We start from the raw sequence: 21,812 nt of genomic DNA, 5'->3' as shown, positions 1-21,812 counted from the left end.
ACCTCCTTACGCTTTGACGTATGTATCCATATTCAAAATAATGATTCCATTTTATTCAAACACACCAATTCCATTTGTGAAGTGTATCTTTACTCCCCTGGCTATACCAGCTGTTCTTCCTGGCGCAACCGGAATTTGTGTTCCGTCCGCTTTTTCATATGTCCAGTTCACAGTATCTGCATTACGTATTCCCCAAAGGTTGGGATTATTTGGATTCTGCACCACTTCACCGACTACTGTGTTCATATCATAATCGCCATAAATGTGGTGATGCATGATGCGTGTATTCTGATTCAATAAAATTGTATTCTTTCCTACCACCAATCTTGTCGGAACTGCAATACTGTTAGAACAATTCCAGCAAAGATGTCCTGCTCCTTTTGCTACTAAATCCTCATCATAGAAGATCCTTGCGCCACACTTAGGACATTGCATCATACCGCTCATCATATTTGCAAATGTGGTCATCCATTCCAACTCAGTAATTCGTTTCTTAGGATCGGTAAGACCCGTAGTAAAAGCTTTTGTAAACATCTGTCTAAGCTTTTCCGGATAGATTGGCCAATAAATCGTCGCATTATCATGAATTCCTTTTACCGGACGATTTGTCTTATTATCCGGATCAAAAATAAATACTGGATCTGTACCATATAATTTCTCTCTGGCAGCCATATCCATACATTTAATCTGTGCTTCCAGGCGTCCTTCCAACGGGTGATTCACCATAAAGAGATAAAACAGTAAAACAGAAAGAGAATACTGGTCTGTATTTCTTGATGGTCTCGCCTCTCCTCTGACAATCTCAGGAGCCATAAATCCTGGTGTTCCAAGCACTCCTCCTGCCTTATTGCAATCAAAGCTCACATTATCATTATCACAGATTAAAACATCTCCATTACTCGGATCAAAAAAGAGATTCCCGAATGAAATATCATGGTAAACAGCACCCCAGTCATGCAGCTTTTTATATCCACAAGCCAAGTTGAATGCAGTCCGACAAAGCGCATAAAAAGAAGGTTCTGCTTTTCTCTTCATTAAATCTACAATACTTTTATAATTCTTAGGGCGAATATCCATGATATAACCGAATACATTTCCCTGCGCCGGTACAACTAATTCCTGCGGCCATAAGAATGCCGGATCCGGACTTCCATGGGCAATAATGGATTCCAGTGTTTTCTTCTGTGCAGTTGTCGCAGTTTCTTTAAAATACCATTTGAGTGCATAATGTCTGCCACTGCACTCTACTTCATAAACTTCCCCCTGTCCGCCTGCACCAAGAAGACTGATTACTTTATACTTATTTCCACTTTCCGATGTGAGGTATGTTCCTGGTTTTAATTGTCCATCCATTAGTAAATCGATCTCCTTTTCTTTATAAGCTGCAATGCCTGATAAATCGTTGATCCATCATTCACAATCATCTGGTACGTCTTATTTCCAAACTGAAATTCTATCGCATTGCTGTATGGTGTAATCGCAGTCAGGTATTTATAGGTCTTATCAAATCCCCATTCTTTAGCCTGAAAGATTACTCTCTGATTTGTGATATAAAGGATTCCTCGATGCTGTACATATTCAATATGTTCCACCGGCTTTGCTCTTCCTACATTATATCTGGTTCCTTTAAAGAGTCCTGGTCCACTATGTCCATAATGGGCAGCCTCTTTTACACGTTTTTCTTCCAGGTTGATTGCTTTATCAATCAGATGGATCTTTTCCCCTGTTTTCAGAAAAACATTATCCGTATTTAGTATAGGCAGCCGCCCTGCCCATATTTCTTTTTTTGCCGCATCCGGAAGGATGGTTGTGACTGTCGGAATTTGATTTTTATTGAAAAAAGCATCTAAAAAACCCATTTCATCCCTCCTCTGATTTCATGGTATCATCTTCTTACAACAACATGGTCGCCTGCCAGGTGACATCTGCTTTAAATCAATTGGTATTTCAGCCTATGTTTCCGTGCATATTCTTCTGCATAAGAACCGAAGGAACACTGTATAATAAACTGTTTACTGGTGTCTGCAAAAGCATTATCACCAATCATTGTCACACTATCCGGTATGTAAATCATATCCATACTTTTACACCCATAAAATGCCTGTTCCCCGATTTCTGTTACAGCTTCACTCATTTCAAACTTTCGGATATTTCTGCAACCTTTAAACATTCTCGCAGAGATACGGTCAATATTTTTCGGAAGAATGATATTATCTAATTCCTGACACTCTGCAAAAGCTCCATCTCCAATCCAATACAAAGTATTTGGAAAGCTAATCGTGCGTAAACCACTTCCCTTAAATGAATCCGTACCAATACGTTCCAGTCCTATTGGAAGATTGATGGATTTTAACATCGTACAGTTTTCCATTGCTTTATCGCCTATTTCTCGCATAGAAGATGGCAATATCACCTGATGAAGGCAACTGCAATCAGCAAATGCACTCTTTCCAAGAAAAGCAATTCCATCTGTCAAAATTGCTTCCTGAACTGCAGTAGCTTTAAATGCTTCATCACAGATCTCAATAACAGGCTGATTATTGTGCCGATTTTGAAATATGATTGTCTGGTTCTTATCACCATCAAATCCACAAACGCTAAGACCATTCCCTTGATTACTCTTGCGGTATCGGAATAAATCGCCATAGCTTCTTGTTTCTCTTCTATCTTCTTTTACCGCAGGTCCCGTTCCAGGTGTCTGAATATTGATCTCGCATTCTTTCCCCAGAACCTGATGACCATAACACACACACCAAATCGACACTGCCCAATCTGCATTAGATCTGCTAATGCCATACTCCTCCATCAGCTGCTTTACAAAACGAAATGCAAATGCGTTACCTATTCTGGACGTTTTTTTGATGTCCTGCGCTATGCCCAATGAATAAGCTGTTAATAAAAGATTTATGTTCTTCGCCTGTTCAGGGAAAAAATCTTTGATCAGCCCGGTAAATTTCTTTTTATCATCAACTGCATCCTCATACTGTCGCAGCATGGATGCAAAATCCTGTTCAAACAACGGATTCACCGCCTCTCATTACTCTACACCCAATGCTTTGAACACTGCTTCCTCTGGGGAAGAATAGAAAATCAAGCTAAATGCGCCAACAAGATCTGCCGGAACGGTGCCCAAATCCATCGCAGATGGCAACGGAAGCAAAATCTTCTTCGCACCGCTGTCCAGACATACCTGCAAGGTACTTGCAAGATTCTCAACCTTAACCAGGGTTCCACCAATCGTAATATCTCCGAGAATTGCAAGACTGCTAATCGTTGGTTTTGATAACGCTGCAGAACAGATAGCAATCAAAGTTGGCAGTGCCAAGTTCGGTGTCATTGTTATTCCCTGAAGATCCTGATAAGCAATGATGTAATCTTTAGTTGTGGTACTGATCTGTCCGGAAATAGCGTTTCCATTTGCCTTCAAATAATTGAACGCTGTATTCGGACCTTGCTTTATTTCAGAACTTGTTCCAAGTCCAGTCAATGTCAGTTTTCCATTACCCGGCATCATCTGGGTTTCCAAATGATAGCATCCAACCATACCTGTCTTCGAACGTCCGACTGTATAAACACTTCCCGGCTTACCCATACCTTCAGGAATCATCTTTCCACCACCAGATTCCGGTACAGATACATAACGTTCTTCAAAATCTTCGTTATCAATATAAGAGAAATTGACATCATAGAATTCCATACCGCCAATTTTCTTCAACTGCTCCTTTACACGGCGGCGAAGCTCTAACGCAAGCTCTACAATCTCTCTTACTTCATCTTTACTTGCTTCACCATCCGGATATACAAGTTTTATCAGACCGGATACTGTTTTGCGAACCGCAATGGTATCTCGTTGGTTCAGATTATTGCCCAGCTTAAAATACTTGTCCATCAAATCGCTATAAGAATCTTTACGGAGTTCCCTTAAAAATTCAGACAAATAATCCGTGATAAAGCCATAATCGTCAGTAAAGAAATCCGGACGATACTTTGGTATCTCCCATCCAGGAACGTAGCTGTGCATACGATCCAGAAAGGCTGTATCCAATCCCATTTCAGGTGGAAATGGATCAAAAAGAGATGACGTTTTAAGCAATGTTTCGACACTCTGATTAATATTTCCCACGAATACCATGGATGCTTTTGCCTGAATTTCTGCCTTGCCTCTTGAGAAAGAACCGGATGCCATGTATCCTTTCATAATCTGGACACCATCTTTATCCTTGAATTTAATACCGGCAACCTCATCAAAAGCCACTACATCCCACATTCCTACAAGACCAACTGTATTATTGGACATATTGTAGAAAAGGTTTGCAACTGTCGTCTGTCCGCCAGCCACAAGAATACTGTTTGGTGAAATCTGCTCGTAAACATATGACTTACCAGTGGATCTCGGACCAAGCTCACACAGGTTATAGTTATTTTCAACCAATGGAACCATACGTGCTAAAAGCAACCATTTTTCTCTCTGTGTAAACTTCTCAGGCTCCATACCGATAGTACGAAGAATTACATCAATCCATTCCTCTTTGGTAAATGCCTTACGTCCACTCTTCAAATCGTCCATATCAATGTGCGGCATCTGGATCGGCTTTAAGCTACGCACACGAATTGGCTGTGAATTCTTTTTATCTTCTTCAATAAATTCATATTCCAAACGCAGGATACACCAGATACCACCGCAAAGGAGACGATCATAATCTTTCACATAGTCCGGGTGGATTGGAATATTTTTAATGCCAAGATTGGAAAAAGCAGCTTCGTAACGGTCTTCCTTCGTATTCAAAACTACCGTAATCTTATCAATGATCGTGTAACTACCATGCTCACGAAGGAGAGAAAGAATCTTTTGTGCCTCATCCGGACGCACATAGTTGTCACGCAAGATGCGTTTTACGTTCTCAATACCCTCATCAATAATTTCCTGATCATCGGAATTGCAATACTGACCAAGCAGATACTCCAATACATACACCGGCACATTTGCGCCTTCTCTGATGGATTTCGTCAAATCTTTCCGCACAATATATCCATCGAAATTATCACGCAGTTTTCTTTTTATTTCGTCACGGGTGTTTCCCGTTTCCATGTATTCCTCCATGATTGCCTCCTCTATAACCCTTTTACTGCAGCCAACAGCCTATCGTGTAACGCTTTATAAAATTTAGGCATCGCCTTACAATGAAAATCAATTATTTTATCCCAATCATCATAATCCTGTACGTTCACGTTTTCCAATCTGGATGCTATTCTACAGGACTTCTTCTCTTCCAACCGCTGCCAGACAAGTTCTGCTCCAAAATCTTTCTCAATCTCTTCTTTCTGTGCCTCAAGTCTGTCATAGATGGCTTTGTTTGTCTCCCGATCACCTTTGTTAATGTTGATTTCTACACTTGCATAGTTCTTAGTAGCTACAAAAGAAAATGGGATTCCACTTACACCAGAACCACCGGACAGCCAATGGTCAGTGGATGGATTCACATTCTGAAATTGTTTTGAAACTGTATTGAACTTATCCAACAATGCCGTCCAATACCTTCTCCTTAATTCATCTATTCCTTTATTGGCTTCCTTTACTGACTGTGCTTCCTTTGTTTTATCAGCCATTTTGATTAAATACTCCTCAGCCTCTTTTACCGGAATAATCTGTTCTATATCAAGCAGAAGTTCATCACCATATTGGTATGGAGTAGCTTTAAAGCACTGTACGGATATTCCATGATTCAACATCCACATAGCAGTAGACGTTACTTCTTTTCTAAACTGCCCCGCCACAAGGATCATCCGCTGGTCATGTTCATTAAGGGATAATTCCTCTAATGGTTTCCCATCGAAGAAATCAACCAGTTCTTCCTTGGCATTTTTCCCTTTTCCTTGTTTATCCAAATACTGTTGGAAGATATCAATAATCTGTTGCGTTGACAAAGTGGAACAATACGAAACATATTTCAATGCCTGCCAATTTACATCTTTTCCTGTATCATCAAGTTTATTTTCAATGATGACAAGTGAACCGGTCTTATCGAGTGCCAGAAGATCCAGACGCTCATTTGTGTCATTAAACCCATCAAATTCTTTCTGAATAATCAGGAATTCCTCATCACCCAAACAGGAAGGATTTTTTGCAATCCATTCCTGAAGATGATCTCTTTCCCTAAATCCAAGCTCATGAAATGTCCTGGCTTGAATTTTATCAATTTTATTGTTTTCTTTGTCAATCACAAACATAACTGTCACCTACATTACTCTCTTTAAAAGGCTATTCATCAATAATCGGAACAAGTTTACCATCCAAAATCATCAGCAAACGCCAGATCAATAATTACCGGATGTCTGAATGCTTCTATTTCGGTATTTGCATCATAAACGACCAGATAGTATTGCTTACTCTTGTCATAACTCTTATTTTTAAAGTTAAATCTCATCCTAAAGATTCTCTTCTGTGAATCTGGTTCTCTGCTATCAGCCACATAGGTATTCTCATTGGAAATACGTTCCCCGTCTTCCGACATAAATACCATTTTGTATGTTGCTTGCTTTACTGTATCACTGACCGGATCTGACTGAATGAAATCCATTGTTGTGATCAGATTTGTAATTTTCTGCACCATACTTACAAGGGATATCTGAACATTTGTTGTTTCCATATGTCCTTTTTCCATCTTAATACTAACAACCGGCACTAACATCTCCTGTGGAGAAGAACCTCCGTGGACATAGTTTTGACCGGCTCCCGGTGTCTTGAACACATGACTGCTGATCGGATAAGATATCACCCTCTGGTCGTCACTTCCAAGAACATATCCCAAAGACATATTTCCAATTCCATCTTCCAGAATCTGATCAGCAGATATCACAAAACGCCGATTGACATACGCATCTGCTCCATTGATTCCTGAGATCTTATCACTCTCTGTAATCTTCTCTCTCTTATAAATGAAACCGTGATCTGCAGTCACAATAAATTTATATGTATTGGCATTTGTCGAAATCTTTCTGATCAAATCCATGATCTCCGAAACAGCCTCTTCACAGGCAGAAAATACTTCGTCCTCAGTAATTGCCTTATCTCCTCTGGCATCAATCTGATTGTGATATATATACACAACCTGTTTTCCGGTGAAGATATTTCTCAGATCCGTTTTCTTCAATCCCTTAATATCATCAAACTGGACACAGGCACTATCCCGGCAGGCAGCCTGCAGAATAGCTTGTCTGCTGGTTAAATTATCGCATGATTGTCCATCCACTAACACCTGGTAACTGTCTGTTATAGAAAGTTTTCTATTTGGTAATAATGCAGCCATTCCCAATTTTGTATAAGAAGGCAGTGTACTGAGCATCGGCTCGATTTTAGCTGTACACTTCGGATCATCCTGCATACGTATGAATAATTCTTTTCCCACTTCATAACGCATTGCATCAGAAATGATTACCACAGTACGTTCTTTGGAATAACGCACATATTTTTCAAAAAATCTTCTCTGCAGTGGCAACTGTAAAAAGCTGTCTTCTTCCAAAATTGCCTGATTCCAGTTTGGAAGCTGTTTTCCTAAATATACATTGGTATAAATGTTTTCAACCAATGTTTTCAACATTTCATAGTGTTCCGTATCCTCTATTCTGTCATAATAGAAATAGAATTTTCTGTATTCCTGGTCTACCATCCAGTCCTTTTCAACGTATTCCCTAATGACAGCCTTAAATCCATCTACCGGCTGATAATTTACCTCGGAAATGATCTGGTAGGCACTGCACAGCATATTATATTGATTCATCAGTTGCGGTCCGAAATGCATCTTGGATCGCATATCACAAATCTGTGGAATGGATAATTCATCTACCTTTGCTCCCGTATCCTCGGCAGCCAAACGATCAACGATCCATTTTTCAATGAACTCGTCAATCTGAATAAAGGTATCGCAATTCAACAAATCAGCTATTTCATATCCTGACAATGCTGTTGCAACATTAAGTCCTGAAGCAACGTGCTTTGACAGTTCATCATACTTGTCTCTATATAAGACATTGTTCATTAAATTATCCAGAAAAGCTATGATATTTCCCGGTTTTGTTGAAGAGAAAGAATTCCATGACTTTGGAATACCACCCTGCAAGTATCGCTCTGTATAGGTTACAAACATTGTGACAACCAATTTCTCCAATGTCGGTTTATCATCACTGTAACCAAATTGCTGTTCACACAGCTTCCAGAACGCAGATAACAGCTCATACTTTTCAAATTCTTCCAAGTATGAATTTTCATCTAATTCGCTCTCAGTAAGAACAATGCGGACAACCTCTTCAAAAGAACAGATTTTGGTTTTACAGAGTGCGCTTAATAATCCAATCAGGATATTTTCCTCATTGAAATTTTCAATCTCTAGGTCATAGAACCGCTGTGTTCTGTCTTTATTTGCAAAAAACTTAATGTGTTTTTCTATAACATGCTTATATTTTTCATCAATTCCAAGATCAACAGAAAGAAGCGATGCCCGGTCTGCATAAAACCGTTTGGAATATAACATCGTATCTTCCAAATGATTGTCTTTTACATCCGGTTTGGGAAACGGTGCATAAATCAGATAATTCGTTGTTGTATCAATTCTTTCCAAATAATACTTGGTCTGGAACTGATTGTCCGGCTGCAGTCGGTAAACCTTGGCATTCTCAAGCTCTACCGACTCCATATCCTCTTCAAATTCTGCTTTATCATCGTACCAAAACACCAGTTTACGAGTATCGCCGGTAAACTCTGCATTTAAACGATCTACAATTTGTTTTAAATTTAATTCAGCCATATCGGCTCCTCCCGATTTTTATGCTTCCTTATGTTATTTCTTAAAGTCAGCATATTTCTTTGCATCCATCATAATGGCTTTACTATCCGCAAGAACTTCATAGAACTTTCCGTCACGACCGGTTTGAATTTTACGATAATTGTATTTCACACCATCGTCTAAATCCAATTCAATACGATCTAAAGCCAGATGACCAATCTTCTCGTCATACTCACGGCACTCTTTCAACTGCTTCTGAAGCTTTTCCTTTCTCTTGGAAGCTGAAGCAACTTCTCTGCTATTCGTGCTGTGTTCAATCATATCCTGCATACGGTTCATTTCACTTTCATAAACACGCTGCATCCTATGAAGATAATCCACACGAAGATTTCCAATGGTATCCGGCGTATATCTATGAAGATATATTAATGCTTTAAAGCCATTCTGTTTACCACTGTCAAATAGCCAATAGATTGGACGCTTACCAGATCCGGTCACGGAATATGTACTACAATGGTCTTTATAAAAGTCTGTTAAGAAATAATTCCGAATGATTTCCCGACTGGAATTTCCTTTCTTTCCTAAAGCTTTTGCTATAAAGTCAAGATTTTCTTCCAGTGTTTCCTCACCATAAACCTTCTTTAACCATGCACAGAATAATCCTACAATATCATCTTCAAAGTATTCTTCATCCGTTATAGGAATAATTCCATCAACATCAGGAATAAAAGTTTCATACTTGCTACCATCAAAAGTACCACCTGCATATGCCAGACCATCACAATCCAATGAATAACGCCCTAACATACAACCAACAGCATATGAGATTAAACTCTTTATTTCTCGCTGAAGATCTGCTTTTCGTACAGTAACATCTTTCTCTTCTACCTCAGATACCAATTCATTCTGAAGTCCATATAGTTCAATAAAAATTTGGTTTAATTCTTCCTCATTTGCTTTGAGTTTTGCGAAACGGTCTAAACATTCCATTTCCCATTCTTCATATTTATTTGAAACAAACGCTTTACCAGCAACATTCTCTACAAGTGGATGCCTAACATAATCCCATGAGTTTTCATACAAGTCCCATTCAGTCTTACATATATTAACATTCTCTTTAATAACATTTTCATTAATGCTTCGATAACCATTTACAATAGGAATGGCTTTTATATCTCCCGCTTGGAAATGCATTGTTGGTGCAATAATTTTCAATACTTCTGTTGCAACTTTACAATTCAACAATCCTAATAATTGCCAGTTAAACTCTGAGCTAAAAACAACAGCAGGACTCACATCATCAAAAAATACTTCTTGCGGTTCATATCTAAATGAAGCTAATCCTGTTGATATTCCAGACCAAACAAGATGTTTTTTTCCATAATATTGAGATGCACCCATGCCAGCTTTTGGATCATTTTTTAATATTTTCCCATCATTCGCCCAATATATTACGTGTTGAGAATTTCCATACCATCGTCTAAAACTTCCGCCTTTAGAATACTTATTCCACTTTTGAGGTATAGTATTATAATCCACTTCAAACCATAGTCTTAAATATTTATCATTATTTCCAGTAAATCCACCTTTACACACTTTTAAGGCTGTACTTTCCACAGTCTTTTCGTCAAAAATAGATGCAAATTTTTCAGTAATCCAATAAGCTGGTAAAGCACCTGGGACTTTTTTAAATACTGCCGACTGGGATATGTATTTTTTATCTGGATTAAGAAATAATCGTTCCTTCTCTTGCTGTGAATTTCCATCTACCAATCGAATATATACTCCTTTATAGTTTGGCAGATTACTTTTTCGCACCACAAAACTTGTAGTTTGTACAACTTCACCAGCAATTTCCTCAAATGCTCTCGTCCCCAAATGTGCCATATTAACAATTATATTATCAAATAATTTAAGTCTCAAATTCTCATAACTTGATAAAAACATCCAAGCTTGCTGAGTAATCATTGCCTGTATTCCATTTTTGTCTAAAAATTCTGTACATCTTTCAATAAATACAGCAAATAAATCATTTTTACTATCCGGATATTTTTCCTTTAAATACTTCACCATTGTCGGTTGCATACTTCCACTACCCATATATGGAGGATTAGTAATTGCAATAAAATACTTGTTTGACATAATTTCTGCAATATTAATTATCTCTGATAATCTTTTTCTTGCATCACCTTCTCCATAAATGTCTAATGTCATTTGTTCATTATCATTTTGCTTAATAACAACAAACTTTCTAATTAATTCCCAATCCATTTGAGGAACATTAATAATAGAACCATATTCTTTTGCATTCTTAAATAAATCAATAATTTGCTTTACCTGTTTTGATGCTTTTTTATACTCATCATCCGTTAAGTTCGTACCCATGTTATTCAAGGTCCGAGTTGTAATACCATTACTCTCTTGAATAGCATACATATGGCAATTCATATCAGAATTCAGTATACGTCGATTATATTGTCGTGCCTTCATCATAACTGCAAAATATGCCATCTGAAACGCTCGGTCATCAATGTCCAATCCATAAATATTATTTTCAACAATGCTCTTAGCAGCATCCCTCTGAGACCATCCTGCACTTTCATAAATCTGCATCAGTACATCAAATGCATACACAAGAATATGTCCAGAACCCATACAAGGATCGATCAATTTAATATCTTCTGGATTTAGTTTTTTATATTCTTCTTTAATTGTATCCAGTTTAGTCTGTACTTCCGGCTCCTGTTCTGCCTCATCCAGATAATATTTCCATTTTTCTTTCAAGGCCTCATCCGGATGTCCTTCCAGCCATAAACGTCCCAGACTATTCTCAACCATGTAACGAACAATCCAATCTGGTGTAAAGAGCTGAGTGACCGCAGGAATTTCTTCTTTTGTGATTTTCCCTTTCTTTGCAAATGCATCATTTTTAGGTTCCGTATTATAGTATTGATACAGCCATCCTATGATTTCCACCTGACCGCCACGGTTTACATCAAAATCTTCTTCCGAAATATCATGAACCAAATGATATACCACACCTTCCTGATCAATAACAGAAAGATTTAAAAGAATTTCCGTGTAGTCATTGGTTTTTTCAAACAACGCAGGCAGCAATTCATTCAAAGCATTACACTGCTTAATAAACAGCATACGGAATAACTCATCTATTTTATTATCCTGCTTTAACTGAATAATCTGTTCTTCTTCGGTACTGGTAAATTCAAGATCAGCGTCAAAAGGTGTCGTTACTAAATCCGGTTCCATCTTTCCCGTTTCAGAAGACAATACTCTTATATGTCCAGGAAGATAATCATTGACCTCCATAAAACGCACAGCAATCAAACGGTTAAACCAGGTATAGGCTACTTCTTCGATGACATACTTATACGCTGTTGAATAATCAGTATCAGACGCTTTATTCTCGATCACTTCTTTTAAACGTCTTCTCTGTTCAATTTCTTTCCCGCTGATGGTATAAGGCTCAGATGTTCCGATATCATAAAATTCTGTACCTCTGGTGGACTGAGGAAGGGCATTGGCAATACCCTTCTCAGTAATTCCCATTAAACCGGCTTTATATTGAATATCAGCTATCAGTTTATTTCTTGCCCATATGGCAAAATTCTTTATCGCAGTCTTGTTCATGTATCTGTCCCTCTCATCTATTGCTAAAATTCGACATTTACAATATCTGTTTTGTCAAGTTCAGCAAGAAGTGTTTTTCTAAGCTGTGCAAGATAGTTGTCTACATCATCCGCAGATTCTAATCTCCAGGACGCAGTTCCTGTCACATTTTTGATGGTCACATTCTTCGTTGTCTTCACATGCACAACCGGCTCCGGCTCTGGTGTCACAACAGTATTACCTGCGCCTCCATTTTTACGCTGTTCTTCTTCTCTTTTCTTTCGCTCTTCCTCTGCTTTCTTCCTTGCAATATCTGCATCTATCTGATCCATTTCATTTAAAAGACGGATCTTTAACGCATCTGCTTTATCGGCATAGGCTCTTAATCTTGATACATTATTACACTTCGTCGCATCATTCTCGATTTCAATAAACAGCTGAATATAACCGGTACGTTTCTGTGCCGCATACTCTTTCGTATCAACAACTTCCACGACTCTTTCTTTCGCCTGATCAATGGAATTCATAACCGGTTTGGATGCTTCATCCAATACTTTTCCATAGGCATCCATAAACTGGTTCCGCAGTTCCGGGAGTTTCGGAATATCTCTATATGGCTGTTCTTTTTTGATGATTGCCTGCATCTGAGAAACGATAGACTCCAGCTCTTTATCCGTGATATATGCTTTACTGTCCTCATAGATTTCCAGCATATCTAAAGTACGCATAAAGATCTGCTGCTGCTCGCCACCAAAAAATGTTTTTACCGGCTCATAATCCTCTGATAAATCCAGAAAATCATCCTGCTGTTTTGAGATATATGCAAAGAATTCAAGCGGTGTATTAATCTGAAGAACAGATTGTAATAACCGTTTTCCTTCTGCCAGTACCTTCTTACCCGGATATGCATAATATTTATAGTTACCTTCCAACTTTTCCATATCATGAAGCATATTCCGGCTGTAGTTCTGGAAGTTCTTCATCTGGGTATCTTCATCATCAGATACAACAGTCGTACCAAACAGTTCTTTTAATACATTGCGGACTGCTTTTTTATCTTTTTCAGGAACGCCAACACGTTCTTCCATCAGAAGTTTTTCTACAAACTGCTTTTTCGTGATGTAACTTACAATCTCATCCTCACTCTTATTCAGGAGCGTTACATTAGAGCCATTCACTGTAAAAGAAATTTTTCCAATCTTGAACAGTCTTGCCACAAGCCAATGTACATCGTCCTCAACAAATCCATAAGGAGCTTTCATAAAACGATCCTTGATGGTTTTCATGGAAGTTTTCATATGGATTCTGGAATTACCTGCAATATACGCCAGTACATCATCAAGAGCATGTGCATTTGCATCCGCTCCACCTTCCAGATTCAAGGTCATCTGGTTGGAAGTCTTAAACATTTTCCGGATATCTGCTTCGCTCATCGCTGCATCAATATAGGATAATTTATGATATACGGTCTGGATCAGGCGTCCCAGCGCATCATTGATACGGCTTGTAACTTCTTTTCCGGCAACGTGCGCCACATCTCCATTTACATAGATGGTTGCTTCTTTTAAGGATTCTGTGAGATACAGTTTTGCATTACTGTTTCTCTCACGCATTTCCACACGCTTTGCCTCTTTGATTGTTTCATATTTTGTCAGCTGGGCGGATGTATTTAATCTCAGGAATTTCTCTATTTTCAGATAAATTCTAAGTTCATCCAGAAATGCCGAATCATTTGGAAGAACCACTAATACCTCATTTCTCTGTCCCGACATCATACGAAGTGTGGCATCATCCATTCCACCATCATACCAAGGTGTAAGAATACGGAGTCCTACATCGTAATTCTGGTTGGATTTATACGGACGGTCATCCACTGACTGGTTAAAGGAAAATGCATAACGTCCATTAAATGCCGGATAACGATATTTCTTATCCGTGAAAATATCTTCAAAAATCATCTCGGATACTTTGTTGATGACTTCTGCCATTTCTACAGTCTGGCTGTCGATCTCTCGGTTGATTTCCTGTTCTTCATCTGTCAGGAAAACATATAATGTACCATTTTTCTGTACTAGCATCTGTCTTTGGAGAACCTTCAGGGCTTCTTCCACCTGGTTCTTCAAGACAATACGGTCGTTATCAATATTGTCGATCATCAGACTTGTGATATTATCAAGGTTTGCTTCAATCTCCAGAACATACTTGATCATAAACAATGTCTTTAATACATTGATGGCAAACACATCCGAATCTTTCTTTTCCGGATTAATATAGCTATTGTCATAAGCCTTGAGGATAACACCTCGATGGCTGTGATCCAGAAAATTCTCAAGGGCATCATAAAATCTGTGGAATGGCACAATCGCTCCTGCTTCTTCATTCATCAACTTCACAGCAGACTCTTTGAAGAGTGCAAGCATGGAACGTTCTCCTTCGGATAAATGTTTTCCGGATGCGCCGTGGGTACGGATGGATGTCAGTACACTTGCCAAAAGGTTGAACTGATATGGTACAAATGGATAGACTTCTGCAAAGTCATTGGCATTGGTATACAGTTTTTTCTCTACACCGTCGTTAAATACGATCAGGTTTTTGATGATCGTTGCCTTCTGCTCATAGAGGAGCCGCAGGGTCTGACCTGCTGTTTCAGTCTTGTCAAGGATTCTCTTTTTAATGACTGCATCTACATTGGCAGAGGACAGCGATAATCTGGTGTCAAATCGTCCCTGAATCTTGGAAAAATCATTTCCCTTTACATTTGTGATGGAATCAATATCCTGCTGGGAGGTAACAACAACCCATGCTTTTCCGGCACATTCTTTTCCTAATTCTTCCGTTACCGTCTGGAGGTTCAGCATCAGCTTGGAATCATCACCGATATACTGACCAATCTCATCCACAAGGAACACAACATGATGGTTCTTGTCCTTCTTCTGAATATATGCCTTTACACGTTTTGCAAAGTCTTCAATACTGATCTGGTATGGTTCTGCTGCTTTTTCACACCAGTTACGTGCGGCAGCTTCGCTCATGAAACCAATCTCTGATAATGCCTCTACCACATCATCCTGGATAAAGTCGAAATCCTGCCGGGATTCATCCCACGGATCACCGTATGCTTCCTCAAACGCCTCTTTGAACTCTTCATACTTCCCTTCTTCACTCAGACGTCTTTCCAGATCAGCAAGGTGCGGCATGGAACCGCAGTAGCCCTGCATCTCATTAAATACTTTTAAAAATACATTTACGATAGCATCTTTATTCTGTTTGCTCGTCGATTCACTCTTGGAATCGATGTTAAAAAGCACCACATCCGTCGATGTATTGGCAGCAAGCTTCATGTCTGCCATAACCATAGGGTCTATGATTTTCTTGTCATCAATAAAGTAATCCAGTGCTCTCTTTCCCCCAACTTCTTTATTGGCAAGCAGGTAAGACAGGATTTTTAAGAAGTGAGATTTACCACTTCCAAAGAAACCAGAAATCCATACACCCATCTTCGGTGTGTTTCCGACAATTCCTTTTTTATATGCTGCAAAGAAATCCGCAAAGTGTTTATGCAACTCCTTTGTTACCACATATTCTTCCAATTCCTGTGCAATATTTGTCTCTTCGCCCTGTCCAACAATAATAACGCCCTGAATTTCACGGTCAATCTTCTTGGCAAACATTTCTTTAATCTGCATAGTGTACGCTCCCTCTATTTCACTAATTTAAATGCTCTGTAATAGTTGTCATCTTTAATCTCATTAAACAGGATCAATTCCTGCTCGTTATACGTTCCCGGAAAGAACATCACAACCGGAACTCTTACAAATGCCTGGTGTAAATTATTCAAAACTTTATGTGACCGTAAGATCGGATAACATTTTCCCACACCAGTTAAAAACACAACTGCATTTTCTGGTGTATGATCTTTGATATACTGAACGATAAAGCTGTCATCATCATTGATCTTCATGGAATTGTTTACCGCCTTCGTAATACGGTCCAGTCCTTTTTTCTGTTCAAACTGGAAGCATTTATCCATAAAGTTTTTTTCTTCCAGATAATCTATGATGATATCGTAAAGGTCAAATACCACCAATTCAAAATCATCGGTTCCCTTGGAATTCTTATTTTTCATGTATTCAATACGTTCACGAACTTCCAATTCTCTTTCCGGTGGATAATCAAAGATCCAGTAATTTACCTCATTGGCTTTTCCGCTGCTTGCTCTAAAGGATGGCTTTTTAATCGCAGCCTCCATCTCATCCAAACGTTTATTCAAATCTGCCATTATCGAACCCCCTCAAATGCCTTAGCCAGCGAATTTAGTCCATTATCTTCCAGCCAGTGTTTCAATTCCGGATCTAATATCGGTTTCAAAATCTTACGGGTATTAGAAAATTTATTATCATCCAACAATCCAGCTTCATATAACTGGGTTTTATAACAGGAACCTAACCGGTGCAATGTATAATCCTTCCATTTTGCTACTTTCTCGTCCTGTTCCTGCTTATGTTTAAAGAAGATTCTAATATCACTATCCGCCAATTCATTACTTCCAATGATCAGCTTTTCTCGTATAACCTCATACACAAAATCAAAGAATAAAGTGTCATGTGCCAATACTGCGGCAAGTGCAAACAGCTTCTGCGTTCCCACATCACTATCCATGAATAATGGAATAAAACTTGGATCCAGGGCTTTTGCCCTTGCAGTTGTTGTGGAACAGATCATGGCAGCCCTCGCTGGTGTGGATGCTCCAAAAATATTCTCTTCCTCACTTAATCTTTTGATTTCTTTATAATCGTTCTCGGCAGCTAAAAGCTGTACTACCTTTCTAAATTCCATGAACCAGAAGGAAAACTTCACAGCCCCTGCGCTATATGCTTTTCTTTTCATGCTAATCCTCCTCATCTGGAATGATCTCTACAATATCATCCAGCGTACAATCCAAAGCCAGACAAATCTTCGCAACGATCTCCATCGAAACAGGCTCATCTTTTGCCATACGACTAATCGTTCCCTGACTTACTTTTGCTTTTTCGCATAAGGTCTTCTTCTTCATATCTCGGTCAATCAGCATTTTAAATAATTTCTTATAGGAAACAGCCATTATAGTTCCTCCCAAATCCGTAAAAAACCTGCTAAATAGTGTTCATATTTATGGGATATTTGCCGTTTACTAAAACGAATAATAGTGATAGAAAAATCTAAAACGACAAAAAGCGCCCTATGATAAGATTATACCACTGAGGACGCAATTTGTGTGAATTAATTGCAACAGATTGCAATTTTTTATATGATATGGATGCTTACCTTCTTTTCTTACCACTCATAATAATTCTGAAACTAATATATTCCTATTTTCCCTGGTCATCCTATTCTTCCAGATACATTTGCACTGCATTAAAACACTTTAATGCTTCGGAATCTGCATCATTAAAATTGGATGAAAATGTCTGGAGGCTGCCAGATGGATCTGTCGCCAGATTTGTCAACGTGAGGTACGCATCGTACAACTCCGTAACCGCTTCATACGCATCCGCATATTCATCCGGTGGATTTTTCAACTTCTTCATCAATGAATTTACTGTATCCTGATTATCCTCGATACCGCTCACCTTCAGACTGAAAGAAGAATCTGAATATAAATTCTGCAATGCATCATTAAAATCAGATACAAAATACCCTTTTGGTCTGGTATATTTATCGGTATCATCATCCCGCTCTTCATAAATTGCGTTATACCAGACTTTCTTCACCAGATTTCCACAGGTTTCCGCATCGCCAGCTCCAGAGAGCATCGAATATGTAACAAGTTCCAAATTTGCAGAATATTCTTCCATTCTCTTTGCCGCTTCTTCTGCAGCTTTTTTCTTTTGTCCCTGTACTACAGCAACTGCAATCAAAGCAACTATCAATACCACTACTGCTGCAATCGCAATGATCTTCTTTGATTTTTTTGCTATCTTTACTCCGGTCACTTCTACCTGCTGCGGTGCCACTTCCTCTTTTTCACCACTATCAACAGGGCAGCCACATTTCGGGCATTCTGTTACTCCCTCTTCCAGTTCTGTTCCACATTCCTTACAGTATCTTTTTTCTTCTGGAATCAGAACCGTTCCACAATGCACACATTTTTTTGCTTTGTCTGATACCTGTTCTCCGCAATTTGGACATTCCATCATTGCCATACTTCTCTTTCCTCCTGTTTGTACTTCTTTTTTATCTCTAAGCCTGTGCAGCTTTCAGATACAGCATTGGCTTTATGCGATTATAAATTTCAAGCCCCTGTTTCTTTCCGAAACGATGCAGGGAATTCAGATAAATCACCTTTGGTGTCTTTCCTTCTTCCACCATATCCTGTATTTCCGGCATTTTACTGGCATAATCCGTATCCCCGAAAATCTGTTTCAATAGCTCCTGCAATTTCATGCGCTCTTCGTATCTTGCCTGAAACACATCAATATCCACCCCGGATAATTGGTTCTTCAAACGTTTCACCCTGTCACTATTGTCATTACTGGCAATCAGGCTTCTTTCCACTGACGGGGATATGATGATCTTATTATTTGCCGGCAACCTGACATCCCAATAATCTCTTACTGCTTTATACCCCTGGTCTTTACTGATAATTGCAACACGATCTTTATGGCCAGTTCCATAAAACTCTCCCACTCTGGTTGCAATGTAAAAATCCAGTCCATTTTTTCCGGTATTTTTCAGCTTACAGGTGTCAAAATGGCACCCGGATCTTTCGATATCTTCCAGATATCTGTTCTCACAGCTATGAGCTGCATTGCTGAAAAAGATTGTGAGATAATCACTATTGTCAAGATAATCCACCCCACGCAATCCACCGCTTCTGACATTTTCAAAATCCACAAGGAAATACATAAATTACCTCCTCTTTCTCATCTGACTGCTTTTCTTGTATTCTTCAATTTCTTCTGACCAGTTGTCATCAAACACTACTTCCATGCATTTTGCATCAATAGCTTCTGATACAGCCTTTCCAACAGCCCTAAAATTGATTGCAACACCTTCGGAATCATTTTCATAAGTCACAGAACGGTTACGGGCAATCCCTATCTTCTCTGCTTCTTTTCCAGCATCAATATTCGCACCAAGAAACAGGAATTCCCATCCACATTCCTTTTTTGCACTGATCATTCTCCGGATCTGCTCATAGGTGTATTTTTCACTGGAGTTTTCCAATCCATCCGTTGTAATGACAAAAATCACTTTTCCTGCTTTATGAGTCTCCGGAAGATGCTTCTGAACATTATCAATTTTCACAATCGCCTCTCCCACAGCATCCAATAAGGCTGTACAGCCTCGTACAAAATATTCCTTTTCTGTTAAAGGCTCAATAATCTCAATTGGAAATCTATCATGGATAATCTCTACTTCATCATCAAACAATACCGTTGTTACATTTACCTGTTTTCCTTCTGCCTTTTGTCTAGCTATCATCCCATTAAATCCACCAATCGTGTCGCTCTCCAGACCTCCCATAGAACCACTTCTGTCCAAAATAAAAACCAACTCAGTTAATCCTGTATTCATGTGATTACTCCTTTCCTGACCTTTTCTCCGGTCATCCTGGCATCCCGTTTCGGGATTACCATTCTCAATCGTTATAATCACATTTTACATACAGGACCAACCAAGTTGGTCGCATACCAGGCGACAATTATGATCGCCTATTTTCTATTGACAATTTTATGAATTAATCTAAGGTTTCTATTGCTGTCTCTCCTTCAAGTGCCAGTTTTTCACAATAATCCACTAAAATTCTGATGCCTTCAAAATGTAGCTTGATTATATCCTCCGGCATGTCGCAATCTAATAATTTCAAAACCATATCCATATCCTTATGAAGTGCACAAATATGCTTCCTAATTTCTTTATCTACCACTTGATTCATAATAAACTATTATCCTTCCCTTTTTCAATTAACCAAATACCGGCTGTCCATAAGCATATAATACATCATTGATCTCAAACATATCATAAATCTTATTCTGTAAAAAATATGCCACAATAATGTCCGTTTTAGAGCTTCTTGACAAGGCAAATCCAGCACTCCGAAGTAAATCTTTTGCTTCATCCAAAGACAGTTCTAATGCGATTGTAAAGGCTAACACTGTCTTTTTGTTCGGCGCATAATTGACGTCCTTCCTTATTTTGGAAAAATGTCTGCGATCTACATTGGCTTTTGTATATACTTGGGAATCTGTCAATCCCCTCTCATCAATCATGCGGAGAAGGCGCTCGGAAAAAGTTTCTTCCATCTGGCTCATCAGATCATCAATATTTCGATTTGTCGCCATAGTCTGTGACATTTCTTTGGTGATCTTTGTTTTCTTCATGCTGCCAACATCAAATTCTGTCGGAGCACAACTTACCGCCTCCTGTTCTACCAGAGCTTCCTGTTGCTTTTGTCTCTTTTTTCGGAAACTTGTTATCTTATCAAAAATAGATTTCATTTCATCATCCATTTTGATATCATCTGTTCCCGGTTCATAATATTTATCTATGTACTTTCCAACTTCTTCAATTAATTCTTTACTTGCCATGTGAGTGATACCTGCCTTTATATTTCCTGCTTTTATTATAAACCATATCGAATATTTTGACAGCTATTTTCATTCATCATAATGGCTCATTCCTCCGAAAATCCCCGGATTGCTATGTCCTTTTTTGTGACCTGTTTTATCATAATGGTTTACACCACCCAAAAAGCCAGGTCTGCTACTTCCTACTTTATGTCCATGACTATCATAATGATTCATGCCTCCGAACAGTGCTGGATCACTATGCCCGACTTTTTTCCCATTGCTGTCATAATTATTCATACCTCCAAAAAATCCAGGACGGCTTTCTCCTATTTTCTTTCCGTTCACATCATAGTGATTTACTGTTCCGAACAAACCTGGTCTGCTATATCCTTTTTTACTCATATCCACACGCCTCATTTCTATTGTTTTGTTTTACATATCAATTTCTAAATGCCCATTCTTCATTTTATATCCTGCTTCTTGATAAATTTGCTTCGACCTATCAGCCTCATTCCACAAATCAACGTAAAAAGTAGTAATTAAGAAATCATGCGCTATATTATCAATAACATCATCGAATAATTCTTTTCCAAAACCATCAATATTTGCATCATCAAGGACTTGAATATATAAAAATGCCTCATATTTTTCATCCCTATCAATAGTTACAGAGCCGATATATGTATTTGGTTTTCTCTCAATTACCCAGTATGTATTAGAGTTTATATAGCTTTCAAATAACGTAACCGCCAAATAATGATGCGGTCAGATATAAAATTACCCCAGCCCTTTGCGAGTTGGAGTAATTCACTATAATTCACATGCGATTTTTGATAGATTGGAGTTTTTCACT

General features: G+C 38.6%; 18 protein-coding genes. All 18 read right to left on the bottom strand.

The window, feature by feature from the left end:
• Window positions 1–51: 51 nt before the first annotated feature.
• On the bottom strand, window positions 52–1,353 hold the full coding sequence (locus tag ACTNB8_RS12265; protein WP_441055081.1) for a protein kinase domain-containing protein: 1,302 nt from the start codon (window positions 1,351–1,353) through the stop codon (window positions 52–54).
• Complete coding sequence (locus ACTNB8_RS12260) at window positions 1,353–1,859, bottom strand: hypothetical protein (RefSeq protein WP_441055079.1); 507 nt, start codon at window positions 1,857–1,859, stop codon at window positions 1,353–1,355. Before ACTNB8_RS12260 ends, ACTNB8_RS12265 begins: the two co-directional genes overlap by 1 nt.
• A gap of 71 nt (window positions 1,860–1,930) precedes the next feature.
• Entirely contained in the window at window positions 1,931–3,019 is a 1,089-nt protein-coding gene (locus tag ACTNB8_RS12255) for a leucine-rich repeat protein (RefSeq protein WP_441055077.1), read from the bottom strand.
• Window positions 3,020–3,037: 18 nt separating this feature from the next.
• On the bottom strand, window positions 3,038–5,101 hold the full coding sequence (gene brxL / locus ACTNB8_RS12250; protein WP_441055075.1) for a protease Lon-related BREX system protein BrxL: 2,064 nt from the start codon (window positions 5,099–5,101) through the stop codon (window positions 3,038–3,040).
• An 11-nt stretch (window positions 5,102–5,112) separates the two neighbouring features.
• Window positions 5,113–6,228, bottom strand: a complete 1,116-nt coding sequence (locus tag ACTNB8_RS12245) for a DUF4268 domain-containing protein (protein WP_441055073.1) — start codon at window positions 6,226–6,228, stop codon at window positions 5,113–5,115.
• Between the two features lie 56 nt (window positions 6,229–6,284).
• The gene (gene pglZ, locus ACTNB8_RS12240) at window positions 6,285–8,801 is read right to left on the bottom strand and encodes a BREX-1 system phosphatase PglZ type A (protein WP_441055071.1); all 2,517 of its coding nucleotides are present in this window, start codon (window positions 8,799–8,801) and stop codon (window positions 6,285–6,287) included.
• A gap of 33 nt (window positions 8,802–8,834) precedes the next feature.
• Window positions 8,835–12,428 (bottom strand): BREX-1 system adenine-specific DNA-methyltransferase PglX, encoded by a 3,594-nt coding sequence (pglX, locus tag ACTNB8_RS12235; protein ID WP_441055069.1) that lies wholly within the window; start codon window positions 12,426–12,428, stop codon window positions 8,835–8,837.
• Between the two features lie 23 nt (window positions 12,429–12,451).
• Window positions 12,452–16,093 (bottom strand): BREX system P-loop protein BrxC, encoded by a 3,642-nt coding sequence (gene brxC, locus ACTNB8_RS12230; protein ID WP_441055067.1) that lies wholly within the window; start codon window positions 16,091–16,093, stop codon window positions 12,452–12,454.
• A gap of 14 nt (window positions 16,094–16,107) precedes the next feature.
• Window positions 16,108–16,686, bottom strand: coding sequence for a DUF1788 domain-containing protein (locus ACTNB8_RS12225; RefSeq protein ID WP_441055065.1), 579 nt, complete (start codon window positions 16,684–16,686; stop codon window positions 16,108–16,110).
• Window positions 16,686–17,294, bottom strand: coding sequence for a DUF1819 family protein (locus ACTNB8_RS12220; protein WP_441055063.1), 609 nt, complete (start codon window positions 17,292–17,294; stop codon window positions 16,686–16,688). Before ACTNB8_RS12220 ends, ACTNB8_RS12225 begins: the two co-directional genes overlap by 1 nt.
• Window position 17,295: 1 nt before the next feature.
• Window positions 17,296–17,508, bottom strand: a complete 213-nt coding sequence (locus ACTNB8_RS12215) for a helix-turn-helix domain-containing protein (protein WP_441055061.1) — start codon at window positions 17,506–17,508, stop codon at window positions 17,296–17,298.
• Window positions 17,509–17,773: 265 nt separating this feature from the next.
• Complete coding sequence (locus ACTNB8_RS12210; RefSeq protein WP_441055059.1) at window positions 17,774–18,589, bottom strand: zinc-ribbon domain-containing protein; 816 nt, start codon at window positions 18,587–18,589, stop codon at window positions 17,774–17,776.
• 37 nt (window positions 18,590–18,626) lie between these two features.
• On the bottom strand, window positions 18,627–19,292 hold the full coding sequence (locus ACTNB8_RS12205) for a PIN domain-containing protein (RefSeq protein ID WP_441055057.1): 666 nt from the start codon (window positions 19,290–19,292) through the stop codon (window positions 18,627–18,629).
• Window positions 19,293–19,295: 3 nt separating this feature from the next.
• Entirely contained in the window at window positions 19,296–19,964 is a 669-nt protein-coding gene (locus ACTNB8_RS12200) for a vWA domain-containing protein (protein ID WP_441055055.1), read from the bottom strand.
• Between the two features lie 163 nt (window positions 19,965–20,127).
• On the bottom strand, window positions 20,128–20,325 hold the full coding sequence (locus tag ACTNB8_RS12195) for a hypothetical protein (RefSeq protein WP_441055053.1): 198 nt from the start codon (window positions 20,323–20,325) through the stop codon (window positions 20,128–20,130).
• A 28-nt stretch (window positions 20,326–20,353) separates the two neighbouring features.
• A complete protein-coding gene (locus ACTNB8_RS12190; protein ID WP_441055052.1) occupies window positions 20,354–20,977 on the bottom strand; it encodes a helix-turn-helix domain-containing protein in 624 nt (207 codons plus the stop codon).
• A 69-nt stretch (window positions 20,978–21,046) separates the two neighbouring features.
• Entirely contained in the window at window positions 21,047–21,361 is a 315-nt protein-coding gene (locus tag ACTNB8_RS12185; RefSeq protein ID WP_441055050.1) for a hypothetical protein, read from the bottom strand.
• Window positions 21,362–21,391: 30 nt separating this feature from the next.
• Entirely contained in the window at window positions 21,392–21,712 is a 321-nt protein-coding gene (locus tag ACTNB8_RS12180; RefSeq protein ID WP_441055048.1) for a hypothetical protein, read from the bottom strand.
• Between the last annotated feature and the right edge of the window lie 100 nt (window positions 21,713–21,812).

The sequence above is a fragment of the Blautia sp. HCP28S3_G10 genome, assembly GCF_052065235.1.
In the GTDB taxonomy this organism is placed as follows: Bacteria; Bacillota; Clostridia; order Lachnospirales; family Lachnospiraceae; genus Blautia_A.
This window is presented reverse-complemented; position numbering and strand designations above follow the sequence as displayed.

Bases quoted from the DNA above. Each gene is read 5' to 3' on its own strand.
- ACTNB8_RS12205 (WP_441055057.1), bottom strand. From the start codon at position 19,292: ATGTATTTCCTTGTGGATTTTGAAAATGTCAGAAGCGGTGGATTGCGT.
- ACTNB8_RS12190 (WP_441055052.1), bottom strand. From the start codon at position 20,977: ATGGCAAGTAAAGAATTAATTGAAGAAGTTGGAAAGTACATAGATAAA.
- ACTNB8_RS12195 (WP_441055053.1), bottom strand. From the start codon at position 20,325: ATGAATCAAGTGGTAGATAAAGAAATTAGGAAGCATATTTGTGCACTT.
- ACTNB8_RS12245 (WP_441055073.1), bottom strand. From the start codon at position 6,228: ATGTTTGTGATTGACAAAGAAAACAATAAAATTGATAAAATTCAAGCC.
- brxL (WP_441055075.1), bottom strand. From the start codon at position 5,101: ATGGAGGAATACATGGAAACGGGAAACACCCGTGACGAAATAAAAAGA.
- ACTNB8_RS12210 (WP_441055059.1), bottom strand. From the start codon at position 18,589: ATGGCAATGATGGAATGTCCAAATTGCGGAGAACAGGTATCAGACAAA.
- ACTNB8_RS12265 (WP_441055081.1), bottom strand. From the start codon at position 1,353: ATGGATGGACAATTAAAACCAGGAACATACCTCACATCGGAAAGTGGA.
- brxC (WP_441055067.1), bottom strand. From the start codon at position 16,093: ATGCAGATTAAAGAAATGTTTGCCAAGAAGATTGACCGTGAAATTCAG.
- pglZ (WP_441055071.1), bottom strand. From the start codon at position 8,801: ATGGCTGAATTAAATTTAAAACAAATTGTAGATCGTTTAAATGCAGAG.
- ACTNB8_RS12185 (WP_441055050.1), bottom strand. From the start codon at position 21,361: ATGAGTAAAAAAGGATATAGCAGACCAGGTTTGTTCGGAACAGTAAAT.
- ACTNB8_RS12200 (WP_441055055.1), bottom strand. From the start codon at position 19,964: ATGAATACAGGATTAACTGAGTTGGTTTTTATTTTGGACAGAAGTGGT.
- pglX (WP_441055069.1), bottom strand. From the start codon at position 12,428: ATGAACAAGACTGCGATAAAGAATTTTGCCATATGGGCAAGAAATAAA.
- ACTNB8_RS12220 (WP_441055063.1), bottom strand. From the start codon at position 17,294: ATGAAAAGAAAAGCATATAGCGCAGGGGCTGTGAAGTTTTCCTTCTGG.
- ACTNB8_RS12260 (WP_441055079.1), bottom strand. From the start codon at position 1,859: ATGGGTTTTTTAGATGCTTTTTTCAATAAAAATCAAATTCCGACAGTC.
- ACTNB8_RS12225 (WP_441055065.1), bottom strand. From the start codon at position 16,686: ATGGCAGATTTGAATAAACGTTTGGATGAGATGGAGGCTGCGATTAAA.
- ACTNB8_RS12215 (WP_441055061.1), bottom strand. From the start codon at position 17,508: ATGGCTGTTTCCTATAAGAAATTATTTAAAATGCTGATTGACCGAGAT.